The 16,322-nt window shown below is 63.2% G+C and carries 13 protein-coding genes and 1 pseudogene; 8 read left to right on the forward strand and 6 right to left on the reverse strand.

Annotated elements, in window-relative coordinates; translation table 11 throughout:
• The 8 genes and pseudogenes from BGRAMDRAFT_RS33940 to BGRAMDRAFT_RS24695 all read left to right on the forward strand — a co-directional run.
• Positions 1 to 193: pseudogene (locus tag BGRAMDRAFT_RS33940) on the forward strand (maleylacetate reductase); the annotation flags it as partial.
• Between the two features lie 46 nt (positions 194 to 239).
• A complete protein-coding gene (locus BGRAMDRAFT_RS24665) occupies positions 240 to 488 on the forward strand; it encodes a YciI family protein (RefSeq protein ID WP_415857595.1) in 249 nt (82 codons plus the stop codon).
• A gap of 92 nt (positions 489 to 580) precedes the next feature.
• On the forward strand, positions 581 to 1,384 hold the full coding sequence (locus tag BGRAMDRAFT_RS24670; protein ID WP_006051592.1) for an SDR family NAD(P)-dependent oxidoreductase: 804 nt from the start codon (positions 581 to 583) through the stop codon (positions 1,382 to 1,384).
• A 27-nt stretch (positions 1,385 to 1,411) separates the two neighbouring features.
• A complete protein-coding gene (locus tag BGRAMDRAFT_RS24675; protein ID WP_006051593.1) occupies positions 1,412 to 1,648 on the forward strand; it encodes a hypothetical protein in 237 nt (78 codons plus the stop codon).
• A gap of 40 nt (positions 1,649 to 1,688) precedes the next feature.
• Positions 1,689 to 2,681, forward strand: a complete 993-nt coding sequence (iolG, locus tag BGRAMDRAFT_RS24680) for an inositol 2-dehydrogenase (protein WP_006051594.1) — start codon at positions 1,689 to 1,691, stop codon at positions 2,679 to 2,681.
• 94 nt (positions 2,682 to 2,775) lie between these two features.
• Positions 2,776 to 3,684 (forward strand): LysR family transcriptional regulator, encoded by a 909-nt coding sequence (locus BGRAMDRAFT_RS24685; protein WP_006051595.1) that lies wholly within the window; start codon positions 2,776 to 2,778, stop codon positions 3,682 to 3,684.
• Positions 3,685 to 3,861: 177 nt separating this feature from the next.
• The gene (locus tag BGRAMDRAFT_RS24690) at positions 3,862 to 4,995 is read left to right on the forward strand and encodes a substrate-binding domain-containing protein (protein WP_006051596.1); all 1,134 of its coding nucleotides are present in this window, start codon (positions 3,862 to 3,864) and stop codon (positions 4,993 to 4,995) included.
• Positions 4,992 to 7,793, forward strand: a complete 2,802-nt coding sequence (locus tag BGRAMDRAFT_RS24695; RefSeq protein ID WP_006051597.1) for an ATP-binding protein — start codon at positions 4,992 to 4,994, stop codon at positions 7,791 to 7,793. Before BGRAMDRAFT_RS24690 ends, BGRAMDRAFT_RS24695 begins: the two co-directional genes overlap by 4 nt.
• A gap of 27 nt (positions 7,794 to 7,820) precedes the next feature.
• On the opposite strand, the gene BGRAMDRAFT_RS24700 is transcribed toward BGRAMDRAFT_RS24695, so the two are convergent.
• From BGRAMDRAFT_RS24700 to BGRAMDRAFT_RS24725, 6 genes are read right to left on the reverse strand one after another with little or no spacing between them, the layout of a single operon-like run.
• Positions 7,821 to 9,182, reverse strand: a complete 1,362-nt coding sequence (locus tag BGRAMDRAFT_RS24700) for a metallopeptidase TldD-related protein (protein WP_006051598.1) — start codon at positions 9,180 to 9,182, stop codon at positions 7,821 to 7,823.
• On the reverse strand, positions 9,182 to 10,618 hold the full coding sequence (locus tag BGRAMDRAFT_RS24705) for a TldD/PmbA family protein (protein WP_006051599.1): 1,437 nt from the start codon (positions 10,616 to 10,618) through the stop codon (positions 9,182 to 9,184). The genes BGRAMDRAFT_RS24700 and BGRAMDRAFT_RS24705 overlap by 1 nt, the downstream gene beginning before the upstream one ends.
• The gene (locus tag BGRAMDRAFT_RS24710) at positions 10,611 to 12,269 is read right to left on the reverse strand and encodes an ABC transporter ATP-binding protein (protein WP_006051600.1); all 1,659 of its coding nucleotides are present in this window, start codon (positions 12,267 to 12,269) and stop codon (positions 10,611 to 10,613) included. Before BGRAMDRAFT_RS24710 ends, BGRAMDRAFT_RS24705 begins: the two co-directional genes overlap by 8 nt.
• Positions 12,266 to 13,381, reverse strand: a complete 1,116-nt coding sequence (locus BGRAMDRAFT_RS24715; RefSeq protein ID WP_006051601.1) for an ABC transporter permease — start codon at positions 13,379 to 13,381, stop codon at positions 12,266 to 12,268. The genes BGRAMDRAFT_RS24710 and BGRAMDRAFT_RS24715 overlap by 4 nt, the downstream gene beginning before the upstream one ends.
• On the reverse strand, positions 13,335 to 14,387 hold the full coding sequence (locus tag BGRAMDRAFT_RS24720) for a microcin C ABC transporter permease YejB (RefSeq protein WP_006051602.1): 1,053 nt from the start codon (positions 14,385 to 14,387) through the stop codon (positions 13,335 to 13,337). The genes BGRAMDRAFT_RS24715 and BGRAMDRAFT_RS24720 overlap by 47 nt, the downstream gene beginning before the upstream one ends.
• A 34-nt stretch (positions 14,388 to 14,421) precedes the next feature.
• On the reverse strand, positions 14,422 to 16,290 hold the full coding sequence (locus tag BGRAMDRAFT_RS24725; protein ID WP_006051603.1) for an extracellular solute-binding protein: 1,869 nt from the start codon (positions 16,288 to 16,290) through the stop codon (positions 14,422 to 14,424).
• Positions 16,291 to 16,322: the final 32 nt, after the last annotated feature.

The raw sequence follows: 16,322 nt of genomic DNA on the forward strand, positions 1-16,322 counted from the left end.
AACGCTGCGGTGCGCCGCTTGCGTTGAAAGACATCGGGATGTCCGCCGAAGATGTGTCGAAGGCCGCCGACATAGCCAGCTCGAACCCCTACTGGAATCCGCGTGAAATCGAGCGGGACGCTCTGCTGCGCTTCTGCAGGATGCCTTCGATGGCGTCGCACCGCGCGGCGCAACAACAACTCAATCAGAGTAAGGAGACGAAAATGAACTTCACTGTCTACTGTCTTGATCATCCGAATATGGTCGAGCGCCGCCTTGAGAACTATGACGCGCACAAGGCCCATTTACAGACAGCACCTGTAAAGACACTCATCTCCGGCCCGCTGACGAAAGCTGACGGCCAGACGATGATTGGCAGCTTCTTTCTCTATGAAGCCGATGACATCGAAGAAATTCAAAAATTCATAGAAGCCGACCCGTTCAACAAAGCCGGAATTTGGGCCACGGTCGATATCAGGCCTTTCATCAAGCGGGTCGACAACCGGTAAGTCCGTCGTATCACGGCGCTGTTTGAAAGCGAATGGAAATGGCATCGAGTTCCTGAACGCTCGCAAACTACAGAACATTGAATGGAGACATCATGCAGACAGGCCTGGAAGGGAGAATCGTGCTCATCACGGGCGGAGCCCAAGGTATCGGACGCTCGACCGCTTTGGGTTTCGCACGCGAAGGCGCACGTCTTTGCATCATCGACATCGACGCGCATGCGCTGAAGGAGATCGAGTCGGAATTGCGCGCGCTCGGCACCAATGTCACGACTGCGCAGGCAGATTTATCCACGGCCGATGGCGTGAAAAGCGGCATCGACGCGGCCCTTAAGCCGCACAACGGGCAGGTGGACATTCTCGTGAACAACGTCGGCGCGGGGAAGGTCCGCACGTTCGAAGAACTTTCGGACGAGGAATGGGACTTCACGATGAGCCTTAATTTCATGAGCTATGTCCGGACGTGTCGATACCTGCTGCCGGTACTGCGCGCTCGCGAGAACTCGGTGATTATCAACAACGCGTCGGACCTCGCCCGCCAGCCCGAACCTGTTCCGATTGATTACTCCGCATCCAAGGCGGCGGTACTCGCTCTGACAAAAGGTCTCGCGCGGGCCGAAGCTCCCAGAATTCGCGTGAACGCAGTCGCGCCGGGTCCTGTCTGGACGCCGTTCTGGACAAAAGACGGCGGATTCGCCGACACGATGGGCAAGTTTCATGGCATGGCTCCGAAAGACGCGGTCGAGCACGAGCTGTCTCTGCGCCAGCTGCCGTTAAAGCGGCTGGGCCAGCCGGACGAAGTGGCCAACGTGATTGTTTTCATGGCTTCCGACCTCGCGTCGTTCGTCACTTCTGCGGTCTGGGGTGTCGATGGCGGCAGTATCCGCAGCCTGATTTGAAGGCCGCATTGTTCTGGAGACCCGCGTATGTCTGCTTATGACCAAGTGGTTGCAGCGAAGGTATCGCAGAGAGAACGCGCTTTTCTTGTCGAGGCGCTGGAGTTGTTGATGCGTGAGCGCTCAAACGCGCTTCGCATCGCGACGGATGTAGCAAAAGCGCGTGGAGACCGAGTGCCGGAAGTCCAGGAGTTTGGTCTTGACGACATCCTGCGGCTTAGCCGACAGATCGCTGTATCGGCGCTTACCGAAATCAAGAGTGAATAGCCGGGGCGCTTCACGCGCCGACGAAATATAGGAGACTCAGATGTTGCGTATCGCTGTTCTCGGTGCCGGACGCATCGGAAAAATTCACGCGGCCAATGTTGCCGCAGACCGTCGAGTGAAGCTCGTCGTTGTGGCCGACCCGAACAAGCAAGCGGTCGAGGCGCTCGCCGCAGAACTCGGTTGCGACTCGTCTGTGGATTGCAAGTCCGTAGTCGATCGGGAAGATGTCGACGCCATCATCGTCGGCACACCGACAGATACACATATCGACCTGACGCTGCAAGCCGTCCGGCTCAGCAAGCCGGTACTCTGCGAAAAGCCCATCGACCTAAACATAGACCGGGCGCTCGCCGCCGTCGAAGAAATCGAGCGTCTTAACGGGCGCGTGATGCTTGCCTTCAATCGACGCTTCGACCCGGATGCAATGCGGCTCAAGCAGGCTATCGACGAAGGCGAAGTCGGCGATGTTCGCCAGGTCGTCATCACGAGTCGCGATCCCGGCCTCGCGCCGCGAGAGTATCTGCGGCACTCGGGCGGAATCTTCCGTGACATGACGATTCACGATTTCGACACTGCTCGCTGGCTGCTCGGCGAAGAACCGGTCGAAGTGATGGCAATGGGGAACCGCCTGGTCGACCCGGGTCTGGAAGAGCTTCCGGACTACGACAGTGTGATGGTGCTGCTGCGGACGGCGTCGGGCAAGCAGTGTCACATCAACGGTTCACGCCAAGCCGTGTATGGCTTCGACCAACGGGTCGAAGTCTTTGGTTCAAAGGGAATGGTTTTGAATGAAAACCACAGGCCGTCGAGCCTGCGCCGGTGGACGAGCGACAGGACCGAAGCGCGTGAGCCGCTGCTCAATTTCTTTCTTGAGCGGCACGCCGATTCATACAAGGTCGAACTGGACCGCTTCCTGACGGCGCTCGAAAACAATGCACCGATGCCTGCAACGCCTCGGGACGGTATTCGCGCGCTGCGCATTGCGAACTGCGCCCTTGAGGCGGCCAACACAGGCTGCGCGGTCAAAATTTAATCGGGACCGTTGGCCGTTGACTTCCGCGTTGCTGGTTGACAGTGCTCGCGTTCGTGCCCTATAGGTGGAATCAAACTCGTCAACGGGGCATGACATGGCGCAGGTCGACACATTCAGCGGGATATTGATATTCGTCACCGCAGCGAAGTCGCGCAGCTTCACCGACGCAGCCGAAGAACTCGGGCTGACCAAGTCGGCCGTCGGTAAAGCAATCGCAAAGCTGGAAGACCGGCTCGGCGCGCAGCTATTCCATCGCACGACGAGAAGCATCTCGCTCACGGCCGACGGCGATGCCTATTTTGCGGCATGCGCTTCTGCACTCGATGAAATCAGCACAGCGGAAACGGCACTTGGCCCGGGCAACCAGCGGCCAGTCGGTCGCTTGCGGATTGACATGCCCGCAGCTTTCGGCCGACGCATTCTCGTTCCAATTCTGCTGGACATTGGTCGAAAGCATCCTGACCTGCAGTTCACGATGACCTTCTCGGACCATCTCATTGACCCGATCGAGGAAGGCGTTGACCTTGTGATTCGATTCGGCGAACTCGAAAGCTCGAGTGGTCTCGTTGCGCGTCGTCTGACCAGCCAACGGATGGTGATTGCGGCATCGCCTGACTATCTTGCGCAGCGCGGCACTCCGAGCGCGCTTGAAGATCTGAAGAATCACTCATGCATTGTCGGCCATCGCCGTGGTCAGCCGCTTTCATGGCGCGTGAATGTCGATGGCGAGGTCTCCCGGATTTCCCCGCCGGCAACCCATCAAATCAGCGACGGCGACTCGATCGTCGAGGCCGCGCTCGCGGGCCTGGGACTTTGCCAGATGCCAATGTCTCTGCTGCGACCTCATCTGGAGTCGGGCAAGTTGATATCAGTTCTCGAAGACATTTCGAGTGAGTTCATCGACGTGCACGCCGTCTGGCCGAAGGTGGCTCACCTACGGCCGAAAGTCCGCCATGTGGTCGACACTTTTGTCGAGCTGGCCGAACAGGGCAAACTGGATTGAACCTGCCGGTTTGTTAATCGTTTTCGCTGCGAAATCACCCTTTGCAAGCGCCAGCCGCACGATAGAAGACGCGGTCATCGCGGTGTACTATCGTATCCGCAGGGCAGATGCGGTGCGGCGTCTGGGCACGTGTTCAACAGCGGTTGATCGACCGCGATGAAGCCCTTGGGGAACAGCATGAGGCGCTTGCTGGTGGCATTGGAATGCGTGTGTGCGCTGTCGGTTGCCGCAGCGCAAGGTATGCCGCTCGTGCCAGCGCCCGGGACCACTGTCGCGGCCAGGGACTATCTGGCCGCAGCGGAGCGCGTCGTCGATGCGGCGGCGCAACCCGCCGCACCCTGGAACGGGCCGCGGAGCGGTCCGCGCGCCCAAGCCGGCAGACGCGTCGCCATCGTTGCCGAGGATCTGCGCAACGGCGGCATCATTGGCGTGGTCGACGGTGTGCTCGAGGCGGCCAAGGTCATCGGCTGGAACGTAAGAATATTCGACTCGGGCGGCACGCCCGACCTGCGGCTAAAGATGCTTGCGAACGCGCTGGCAAGTGGACCGGACGGTCTCATCATCGTCGGCAGCGACGCACGCGCCCTGATGTCCGGCCTGCAGCCGTTTGCCGAGCGCGACATTCCTATCGTCGGCTGGCATGTCGCCGCCCAGGCCGGACCGGTGCCGGGCACGCCCGTGGCGATGAACGTGGCGACCGATCCACTCGAGGTCGCGCGCGTGACTGCGCTCGCGGCCATCGTGCAGTCCGGCGGGCAAGCGCAAGTCGTCATCTTCACCGACTCCAATTTCCGGATTGCGCGAAGCAAGGCAGACGAAATGGCCGCGGTTGTGCGTGCGTGCAGCGGCTGTACCCTGCTTGAAGTGCGCGACGTGGCGATCTCGCGCAGCCAGGACCTGATGCCGCGCACGACACGCGCGTTGCTCGCACGTTTTGGCGAGCGCTGGACGTATGCGCTGGCCGTCAACGACATCTACTTCGACTACGCCGCGCCCGTACTGACGCAGGCCGGGATTCCAACCACCGCGATGGCCATGCTGTCGGCCGGCGACGGCAGCGAGTCCGCCTTCCTGCGGATCCGGACGGGCAGCTTCCAGACCGGCACCGTTGCCGAACCGCTGAATCTGCATGGCTGGCAGTTGGTAGACGAAATGAACCGGCTGTTCGCCGGTGCAGGCGTGACGGGTTACGTCTTCCCCGTGCACCTCGTGACGGCGAACAATGTCGCCGCGGACGGCGGCGATCGTCTGATCTACGACCCGGCCAACGGTTATCGTGACGTCTATCGCCGCATCTGGCAACGCCCGTGAAAGCTCCTCTGCCCCGCTCGCTCACCGCGCAATTCACCTTCGTGGTTTCCTGCCTCGCGGCGCTCGTCGTCGCGGTCGGCGCCACGACCCTGTACTCATTGGCCGGCTCTGCCCACGCAATTCGTCAGTTGGCCGAAGAGCGGCTGGCTCGCCAGGAGGATGCACAAGACCTGGCGCAGCAAACCCTGATCATCGAGCGCCTCGCGCTACAGCTCTCGCGTGACGATACCGTCGACGCGGTGCGCGAGACGCATCGGCGGGTGCTTGAACAACTGGTGTCGTTCGATCGTGCGGTCGACCGCCTCGCCTCCGCGACCACGAGCGACAACCTGGGCGTCGACGCGCTGACGCTGCATCGGTCGAGCCAGCGTTTTCGCAACACGGTCAATATCGAGGCCCAGTTGCGCGAGACCGCGCTCGGCGCCGACACGATGTCGCAGGCCGTGCCTCGGCCTGGCGCGTCATTGGCCAGCCTCGACGACGATCTTCGCCGCCAGGCCGACGCCTTGGCGGCCGCAGCCCGCGATCAGTCTGACTATTTCACGCGAGATTATCGGAAAGCCGTTCAAGGCCTCGCCGACGACGTAAACCGCACCCGCATGTGGGTAGCCGGCGAGGTGGCGGTGAGCCTGCTGCTTACCTGGCTGATCGCCCATGCATTCCTCGGTCGTCACGTCGTGGCGCGGCTGCGCCGGGTCAGCCACTTCCTGCGTCACGGTGATGTCGGCGGCGTCCAGGTAGGCGTTCCCGTTCACGGCGGCGACGAGATTGCCGACATGGCGCGCGCCGTCGAGCAGTTCCTGAAGGATCGGCGCCAGCGTCGGCAGGCCGAGGATGCGCTCAAGGAACTCAACGCCGGACTTGAGGCGCGCGTTGCGGAGCGCACGGCTGAACTCAGTGCTGCGCTCGCGGGTCAGACCGCGGAGATCGTCGAACGACAGCGTGCCGAGCAGGTTGCGCGAGCGAGCGAACACTTCCTGGACAGCATTGTCGAGAACATCCCCGACACGATTTTCGTAAAGGATGCGGCGACGCTGCGCTTCGTGCGCATCAACAAGGCGGGCGAGCAATTGCTCGGCTACGGGCGCGAGCAGATCATCGGGAAGTCCGTGCATGACATGTTTCCGGCGCAAGAGGCGGAATTTTTCGCGCTGAAGGATCGTGACGTGCTGAAGTCGCATCAGATGGTCGACGTGCCCGAGGAGCCGGTCGAAACCATTCACGGGCAGCGTCTGCTGCACACGATGAAGATCCCCATCGTCGACGAGCGCGGCGAGCCGCAGTTTCTGCTCGGCATCTCGCGCGACATAACCGGGCAACGGCGAGCCGAAGAGGAATTGCGGCGCTATCGCGAACACCTCGAGGACATGATCCGCGAGCGAACGGCCGAACTGGCCGTCGCCAAGGAGCGCGCCGATGCGGCCAATCAGGCCAAGGGCGCCTTTCTCGCGCACATGAGCCATGAGCTGCGTACGCCGTTGAACGGAATTCTGGGCTACGCGCAGATACTGAAGTGCGACAAGAACCTGGACCGACGCCACGTCGATGGAATCACGGTGATCCAGCGCAGCGGCGAACATCTGCTTGCGATCATCAACGACATTCTGGACATGGCGAAGATGGAGGCCGGAAAGGCGGAGCTCACTTTGTCCGACGTTCCGCTCGAGGGGTTTATCTACTTCATCGCCGAGACGATTCGGGTTAAGGCAATGGAAAAGGGCTTGGCCTTCGCGTGCGAGCTGGCGCCCAATCTTCCTGCGGCTGTGCGAGTCGATGAAAAACGGCTGCGCCAGGTGCTGCTCAATCTCCTCTCGAACGCAATCAAATTCACGGAGACGGGCAGCGTGCGCCTGCGCGTCGGGTGGATGCCGCCCGCGCGGTTGTCTTTCGAAGTGCGGGACACGGGCATTGGTATACACGAAGCGCGTCTGGGGGCAATCTTCCGGCCGTTCGAGCAGGTAAGCGATGCCCGGCACCAGATAGGAGGCACCGGGCTGGGCCTCACTATCAGCCGGCAGCTCTTGCGCCTGATGGGCGGTGAGATCCGCGTCGACAGCCGCCACGGCGCGGGCAGCGCGTTTTCCTTCGAGTTGAACGTGCAGGTAGTGGCGCATCAGTCAGTTGCCATTCCGCCCGAGCAGGCGGTCAGCGGTTACAAGGGACCGCGCAAGCTGATTCTCGTCGTGGATGACGTGGCGGTAAACCGTGCTGTGGCGATCGATATGCTCGGTCAGCTCGGATTCGATGCGGTCGGGGCCATCAACGGATTCGATGCATTGGAAAAAGCGCAAGCGCTGCAGCCGGCGCTGATCCTGATGGATGTGGTCATGCCAGAGATGGACGGACTTGAAGCGACGCGGCAGCTTCGCTCGATTTCCGAGTTCGCCGATCGGCCCATCATTGCCGTATCCGCCGGCGCCTCGGGGAGCGACGCCGCGAAAAGTCTGGCGGCCGGTGCAAACGCGTTTCTGCCAAAGCCAATCGACTTCAGCGCGCTGCTGTCGCAGATCCAGATGCTTCTTTCGATCGAGTGGATCTACGAAGTTCCGCGGACGCAAGCCGCCGCTCCGTCGATGGAAAGCTTCATCATGCCGCCGCCTGGGGAACTCGAGGCGCTGCACCACCTGGCGCGACTCGGCGACATGCGTGCCATCGCGCAATACGCCACGCAGGTTGCCGGGCTTGACGAGCGATATCGTCCGTTCGCCGATCATCTTTGCCAGTTGGCGAAGGACTACCAGTCGAAGGCAATCCTAAGTTTCGTCGACCGATGTCTGGAAAGGAGGAGCGTGCCGTGATTGTGGGCAGATCACCGCCGCGCCCCCCTACAACGTCAACTGAAACGAACGCGCAAGAATGCCCGGCAATTGCATGCCGCCCGTCGCCCGCTCGCCCCACGTGCCGTCGCTGAGCAGCAATTCCGCTTGCGCGCCAAGCTCCTCGAGCTCACTGCCGAGCAGCCGATACAGGCTGTCGTCAAAGCGCATGGCGTCGAGCGGCGCGACGATCTGCCCGTCCTCGACCCAGAACGTCGCGAATCGCGTCATGCCGGTGAGGCGGCAATTCATGCGGTCCGAAAAGTTCACGTACCACAAGTTGCCGACATAGAGACCCGTGCCGATCCGGGCGAGAACGTCGTGATCCGCGAGACCGCCGGCCTGCATTGCAAGCGACGTTGGCGCTTCTTCAGCAAGCGCGCCGTTCGGCGTCAAGCCGTATTCACGGGCGCTTCTCGCGTTGGTCAGCGTGCCGGCGCTGCGCCCCGCGTCGATGAGCGCAACCCGCTCACGCAGATAACCGTCTTCGTTGAAGGCCGGCGCGATGCCCAGCTCCAGTTCCTCGGCTATCGAGACGCGCGGGTCCAGCGCGACTTCGCCCACGTGCAGCTTGTACAACTCGCTGCGCGAACTGGCCTGCGCGCGCGCCGAGAAGCCGCGCCATGCCGTTACACCAAGCAACTCCGCCAGCGCGGCCGGCGCGAGCCACGCGCGATACGCGCCCGGCGCGAGCACACGCGGTGCGCGAGCGAGCACCGCGAGCCGCCCGGCGGCCTGCTCCACTTTCGCCGCAAAAACGGCATCGCTCCAGTCGTCGCCGGCATAAGTGGTCTTGATCGCGCGGCCGCTCGGGTCGTACAGCGACCAGCTAAAATTGAAGTTGTCCACTTCGTACCAGCCGCGGCTGCCGTGCGTCGATGCAAAGCCGCGCACGATCGTGCCGCCCGCGTAGAAGCCCACGAAATCGAGGCCGCGCGCGCATTCTCCGACGATGCGCGACAAGCCGTGCGGGTCGGGCAACTTGCCCGAACGCCGCGTCGTGCGCTGCCATGCGGACGTATCGACGAGCAGATGCGGATCGTCGGCGGCATCGCGCAGCGCTTGCCGCAACATCGCAAGCGCGGCGCTCACTTCGTCGATGTCCTGCTGGAGATCGCCGCAGACCGTCAACGTGGAATACGCCTGGCGCGCGCCGTCGATCAGCCGCAAAGTCAGCTTGCCTTGCGACACGGTGCCGCTCTGGCGCACCTTGCCCGCGTTGAAGCGGATGAAGTCCGACTGCTCGCCGGCGAACGAGCTCAGCGTGGTTTCGCCGCCTTGCTGAAGGCGCTCGATAGCGTCGGCAAGCGACGTGAAGTGCCCCTGCCAGTCGACCAGTTGCCCGGCGCGCGTCGACATGAAGTGGTTCATCATGCGCCTCCGAACACGTCGACGTCGCTGAACACGCAAGCCGGCGACGCATGCCCCACGCGAATGACCTGCGCCGGCTCGCCCTTGCCGCACATCGGCGTGCCGAACACCTCGCGCGTGTCGGCGTTGCCCACGGCACTCAGGCTGCGCCAGAAATTCGCGGAGATGCCGCGATAGTTCGGCTGCTTGACGATCTGCGTGAGCTTGCCGTTCTCGATCAACTGCCCGAATTCGCAGCCGAACTGGAACTTGTTGCGATGGTCGTCGATCGACCATGAGGTGTTCGTTCGCATCAGAATGCCGTGTTCAATGTTGCCGATCATCTCGTCGAGCGAACTGTCGCCGGGTTCGATATTCAGGTTCGCCATGCGGTCGATGGGCGGCCGGTTCCAGTTCGACGCACGCGAATTCGCGACGCCCGGCATGCCCGCGCGTTGCTGCGACAGCGCGCCGCCGAGCGGCCGCTCCAGCACGCCGTTGCGGATCAGATATTCCTTGCGCGCTTCGGTGCCGTCGTCGTCGAATGCATAGGCCGCGGCTTCCTCGCGCAGTTCAGGATCGAAGGTCACGTTCAGCAGTTCGGAGCCGTAGCGATACGAGCCGAACATGTCCGGCTTGACGAAACTCCAGCCCGCGAAGTTGCGCTCGTCGCCGAGAATGCGGTCAAGTTCCAGCGGATGCCCAATCGACTCGTGAATCTGCAACATCATCTGGTCGGGCATCAGCAGCAGATCGCGCTTGCCCGATGGGCAGTTGGGCGCGGCCAGCAATTGCAATGCTTCCGTGGCGACGCGCGGACCTGCGCCGTCGAAGCCGAAACGCGCCAGCACGTCCATGCCGCCCTGCGCAAGCGTGCCGTAATTGCCGCCGAGCGTGCGAACCTGCGTGTCGCCGTCCGCATGCGCGGCCACGCTGAGTTGCGGCATCACGAAGCGAAAGCGCTGATCGATCCGCACGCCGTCGCCGGTCATATAGAACTGATCGGTATGCGTGATCTGCATCGCCGCCACGCGTTCGACGATGCGCGGATCAAGCTTCGCAGCCGCGCATTCCGCGCTCAGGCGGTCGATCCATTCCGCGCGGCCCGGCAGCGCGTGCTGCGCATTCGGCGACACATATTCGCCGCTCACCGACGGCCGCGCCACCTCGCGATGATCGATCAACGACAATGCCGCGCTCGCCTCGGCACGCGCGCTTGCGAGATCGAGCGCATGCTGAAGGCCCGCCGCCGACAGGTTGGCCGTCGCCGCATAACCGGCCCCCGCCCCGACCCACGCGATCAGCATCGCACCCCGATCGCGCACGGTGCGCAGCGGCTGCGCGATGTCGTTGCGGACTTCGTGATCGTCGATCCGCTCATCGACAATGCGCAGCGACCAGAACCCGGCGCGGCTCGTCAGTGAACGGGCGGCTTGCACCCAGCGTTCGTCAATCATTCAGGCTCCGTAGGTTTGGCGTGGGCTCAGGCAGTGGCGACAGCAGCGACGAGGCCAGCAGCGAGCGCGTGTAGGGATGCGACGGCGCGCGCAGCACGTCGAGCGTGTCGCCGCTCTCCACGACGCGCCCCGACTTCATCACGATCACGCGATGCGCGACGGCCCGCATAACCGCCAGGTCGTGCGTGATGAGAAGGTAGCTCAGCTTGCGCGTGTTCTGTAAATGTACCAGCAGCGCGAGTACCTGTTGCTGGATCGACACGTCGAGCGCGCTCGTCGGTTCATCGAGCACCAGCAGTTCCGGCTCGACTGCAAGTGCGCGCGCGATGGCGATCCGCTGACGCTGCCCGCCCGAAAATTCATGCGGGTAACGCGGCATGGCATCAGCGGGCAGCCCCACTTCGTCCAGCAAACTGGCGACTCGCGCGCGCCGCGCTTTCGCGTCGATCTCCGGGCGATGCACGGCGAGCCCTTCACCGACGATCTGCTCGACCGTCATGCGCGGCGACAGCGAACCGAACGGGTCCTGAAAGACGACCTGCATGCGCGAATACAAGGCCCGCCGCGAACTTGCGGAGCTCAGCGTGGACAGCGGCATGCCGTCGATATGAACATGACCCGCGGCCGCGCGCTGCAAGCCCAGCACGGTCGCCGCAAGCGTCGACTTGCCCGAGCCCGATTCGCCGGCAATGCCGAGCGTTTCGCCGCGCCGCAAGCTGAGATCGACGTCATGCACCGCGCGAAATGTCGAGCGTCGGACCAGCGAGCGCCAGCCCTTCGCGGGCGTGCTGTAGTCGACGCACAAGCCTTGCACTTCGAGCAGACGGCGCGCGCCTTTGGCGAGCGGCGCAATCGAACGGCGCGGCTCGCTGTCGAGCAGGCGTCTGGTGTAGGGATGCTGCGGATCGCCGAACAGTGCCTCCGTCGTATTGGTTTCGACGAGCACGCCCTTCTCCATGACCGCGACGCGTTGCGCAAAGCGTCTGACGAGGTTCAGGTCGTGTGTGATCAGCAGCACGGCCATGCCGCGCTCGGCGGCTTCCTGTTCCTGAAGCTCGATCAGCAGATCGACGATCTGCTGGCGCACGGTCACGTCGAGCGCGGTCGTGGGCTCGTCGGCGAGAAGCAGACGCGGACGGCATGCGAGCGCCATCGCGATCATCGCGCGCTGACGCTGGCCGCCCGACAACTGATGCGGAAAACTGTCGATGCGCCGCTCGGGCTCGGGAATGCCCGTGCGTCTGAGCAGTTCGATGCCGCGTGCCCGCGCCGCGTTGGGCCGCCCGCCCTCGTGCAGACGCACGCTTTCGGCGATCTGCTTGCCGATCGTGAAGAGCGGATTGAGCGCGGTCATCGGTTCCTGAAACACCATGGCCACGTCCGCCCCGCGCACGCCGCGCATCTCCTGCTCGGTCTTGCGCAACAGGTCGTCGCCGTCGAGCAGAATGCGCCCGCCCAGTTCCGCATGATCGACGAGCCGCAAGATGGACAGCGCGGTGACGCTCTTGCCCGAACCCGATTCGCCGACCAGCGCGACGCGCTCGCCGCGCGCGATCGACAGGCTCAGATCGCGCACCGCTAGCCTGTCGCCGAAACGCGCGGAAAAGCCCTCGATTTCGAGCAAGGGCCGCTCGTTTGCAGTGCGGTTCATCGCGGCGCTCCACCGAATGCCGAGCCGCGCGAACGCGCGTCGAGCGCATTGCGCAACGCGTCGCCGATAAACGTCAGCAGCAGCAGCGTGACAACCAGCGCGGCAAATGCCGACACCGAAATCCACCATGCGTCGAGATTGTTCTTGCCCTCCTGCAACAATTCGCCGAGGCTCGGCGTCGGCGGCGGCACACCGAGCCCGAGGAAATCGAGACCCGTGAGCGACAGGATCGCGGCGCTCATGCGGAACGGCAGAAACGTGATAACCGGCGTGAGACTGTTCGGCAACACGTGACGCCAGATGATCTGCGAGTTCGACAGACCCATCGTGCGGGCGGCTTTCACGTAGTCGAGCGAACGGTTGCGCAGGAATTCCGCGCGCACGTAGTCGGACAGCACGAGCCAGCCGAACATCGACAGAAGAATGAACAGCAGCCACAGCGTCGGCTCGAAGATGGACGCGAAGATGATGAGCAGATAGAGGTCGGGCATCGAGCTCCAGATCTCGATCAGGCGCTGGCCGATCAGATCGGTGCGGCCGCCGTAGAAGCCCTGTATCGCGCCCGCTGCGACGCCGATCAGCACGCCCGAGACCGTCAGCGCGAGCGCCATCAGCACCGAGAGCCTGAAGCCGTACAGCAGGCGCGCAAGCACGTCGCGTCCGTATTGATCGGTGCCTAGCCAGTTCGACGCGGTGGGCGGCGCGGGATACGGATGCGCGGCGAAATAGTCGATGGTGTCGTAGCGGAAATGGTTGGGCGGATAGATCGCGAAGTTGCCGTTCGACTGAAGCCGCGAGCGGATGTACGGATCGAGGTAATTGGCGCGCGCCGGAAAGTCGCCGCCGAAGAGCGTCTCCGGATAGTCTTTCACGATCGGAAAATAGTAATGGCCGTCGTAGCGCACCACGAGCGGCCGGTCGTTCGACAGCACCTCGCCCAGAAGGCTCACGACAAACAGCGACATGAAGATCACGAGGCTCCAGTAGCCCAGACGCTGGCGCCTGAAGCGCAGCCATGTCCGCCGCCACGGAGAATTCACGGCCCGGCGCGTCGCGCCGGGTACATCATCGGTCCAGCCGGTTGAACTGGATGCGCGGGTCGACGAGGACATAGCAGACGTCAGCAATGAGTTTGGTTACGAGAGCGATCAGCGTGAAGAGGAACAGCGAACCCAGCACGACCGGATAATCGCGGCGAATCACAGAATCGTAGGAAAGCTGGCCCATGCCGTCGAGCGAGAACAATGTTTCGATCAGCAGGTTGCCGTTCAGAAATGCGCCGACGAAGGCCGCGGGCAAACCGGTCAACAGCGGGATAGCCGCGTTGCGCAGCACGTGTTTCCACAGCACGTCGCGCTCGGAGGCGCCCTTCGCGCGCGCGGTCAGCACGTACTGCCGGCCGATCTCCTCGAGGAACGTGTTCTTCGTGAGGATCGTGACGATTGCAAAATTGCCGACCACCGATGCCGTGACCGGCAGCACGATATGCCACAGATAGTCGAGCAGCTTGCCGAACAGGCTGAGTTCGCCGAAGTCGTCCGATGTGAGTCCGCGCATCGGAAACACCTGCCAGAAAGTGCCGCCGCCGAACAGCATCAGCAGCAGAACGCCGAGCACGAAGCCGGGGATCGCATAGCCCGCGAGCACGAGCACGCTCGTCGCCGTGTCGAAACGCGAGCCGTTGCGCACGGCCTTGGCGATGCCGAGCGGCACCGAAACCAGATACGTGAGAAGCACCGTCCATAGCCCGAGCGTGATCGACACGGGCAGCTTCGAGCGGATCACGTCCCATACTCGCGCATGCTGGTAGTACGACTGTCCGAGATCGAAGCTCGCATAGTGTTCGAGCATCAGCCCATAGCGTTCGAGCGGCGGCTTGTCGAAGCCGAACTCTTTCCTGATCTGCGCGATCTGCTGCGGGTCGACGCCCTGACTGCCGTGATATCCGCCGCCGCCCGCGCCCGCCTCTCCGCCACGGCCGGCGCCGTGGCGGAGTTGCGTCATCACCTGCTCGACCGGCCCACCCGGCACGAACTGCGTGACGACGAACGTGAGCGTGACGACGCCAAGGAGCGTCGGCACCATCAACAACAATCGTCTGAGAATGTAGGCAAGCATGCTGCTCCTCGATTCCTCGATCCATCGATAACGGCTAGTGAGCCGCGGATGTGACTGTCGCCGTGGCCACGTCGCCGTCTGGACGCTTTGCGAACCAGTAGCTGATCACCCAGTCCTCGTATCCATACGACGCCGGCACGACGTTGGGGAACCCGAGCGTCGTCTTGTAGCCGATGCGCGCCCCCGGCGCGTAGTACTCGGGCACGAGGTAATACGAGTTGATCAGCACACGGTCCAGCGCGCGGGTCGCCGCCTGCAGGTCGTCGAGCGTGGTCGCGGCGAGCGCCGCGCGAATCAGCGAATCGACCGCGGGCGAGCGAATGCCAGAATAGTTTTCCGAGCCCACCTGCGAAGCCGCCGCGCTGCCGAAGCGCCGTTCCAGTTCCACGCCCGGAATCGTCACCGGCGGATAGATGTACGTGGTCATATCGAACTGGAAGTTGTCGATCCGCTTCTGATACAACGCACTGTCGATCTCGCGCAAATGCGCGTCTATGCCGAGATTCGCGAGCGCCTGCATGTACGGCAGAATCAGACGGTCCATGCCCGGCTGGTCGTCGATGATCTCGATCGTCATCGGCGTGCCGTGCTGATCGCGCAGGGCGCCGTCGCGATAGTGCCAGCCGGCTTGAGCAAGCAGATCGCGGGCGACGCGCAGATTGCCGCGCAGCGAGTTCGGCGGCAACGTGTTGGGCGGCGGCAGCATGGACCCGAACACTTCGGGCGGCAGACTCGCGCGGAACGGTTCGAGCAGCGCGAGTTCCTTCGGTCCCGGCATGCCGGTCGCGCCAAACGGACTCGCGTCGAAATAGCTTTTCGTGCGCCTGTACTGGCCGTAAAACATCATGCGGTTCATCCAGTCGTAGTCGAACGCGAGCGTCAGCGCGTGGCGCACGCGCACGTCCTGGAACATCGGCTTGCGCAGATTCATCAGCATGCCCTGCATCTGCGCGGGGCCGTCCGCGAAATCGCCCTTCTTCAGCAGGCCGTTCGCGAAGTTCTTGCCCACGTACTTGCGCGCCCATTGCGTCGCGCTGTATTCGACGATCGCGTCGGCGTCGCCCGCCTTGAACGCCTCCAGTTGCGTGTAATGGTCGCGATACAGCTTGAACGTGATGTTCGCGAAGCGGTACATGCCGCGCCGCGACGGCAGGTCCGCCGCCCAGTAGGCAGGGTTGCGCCGGTAGGTGATTTCCTTGTCGTTCTTGCGCGACTCGACGAGATACGGGCCGCTCGAGATCGGCGGCTCGTTCGCGATCTGATCGAACGGCGGACGCGTGCCGTCAGCGCGCATCCCCCATTTCGGCGAGAACACCGGCAAGTCGCCGGCGATCAGCGGCGCATCGCGTTCGGCGTGCCGGAAGTCGAAGCGCACCGTCGCGCGATCGATAACCACCGCGCGCCTGATCACCGCGAACTGCGCGTTGAACATCGGCGAGGCGCGCGGGCTCGTCAACGTGTCGAACGAATATTTGACATCGGCTGCCGTGACCGGATCGCCGTTCGAAAAGCGCGCGGCCGGGTCGATGTGAAACGTCGCGGACGAGAGGTCGGGCGCGACTTCGACATCGTTCGCGATCAACGGATACTCCGACGCGAGTTCGTCCCAGCTTCGCTGCATCAGCGTGTCGAACATCAGATGCAGCACGTCGGGCGCGGGCGCGCCGCGCACGAGGAACGGATTCATCGAATCGTAGCTTTGCAATTCGTTGTAGTTCTGAAAATTCAGTGTGCCGTCCGTGCGCGCCGTGGGATCGGCGTAGTCGAAATGCGTGAAATTCGCGGCGTATTTCGGCTCGTCGTATTGCGATATGGAGGGCTTCGCGTGCGCGCCCGCGCACAGCACACCGAACGCAAGGCTCAGGCCGACAGCGCGCGGCCAGCGAAACTTCACAGGTGTCATCTGTTTCAAATGCCAGAGGTCGCGCGCCGCTT

The sequence above is a fragment of the Paraburkholderia graminis C4D1M genome, assembly GCF_000172415.1.
Lineage (GTDB): Bacteria > Pseudomonadota > Gammaproteobacteria > Burkholderiales > Burkholderiaceae > Paraburkholderia > Paraburkholderia graminis.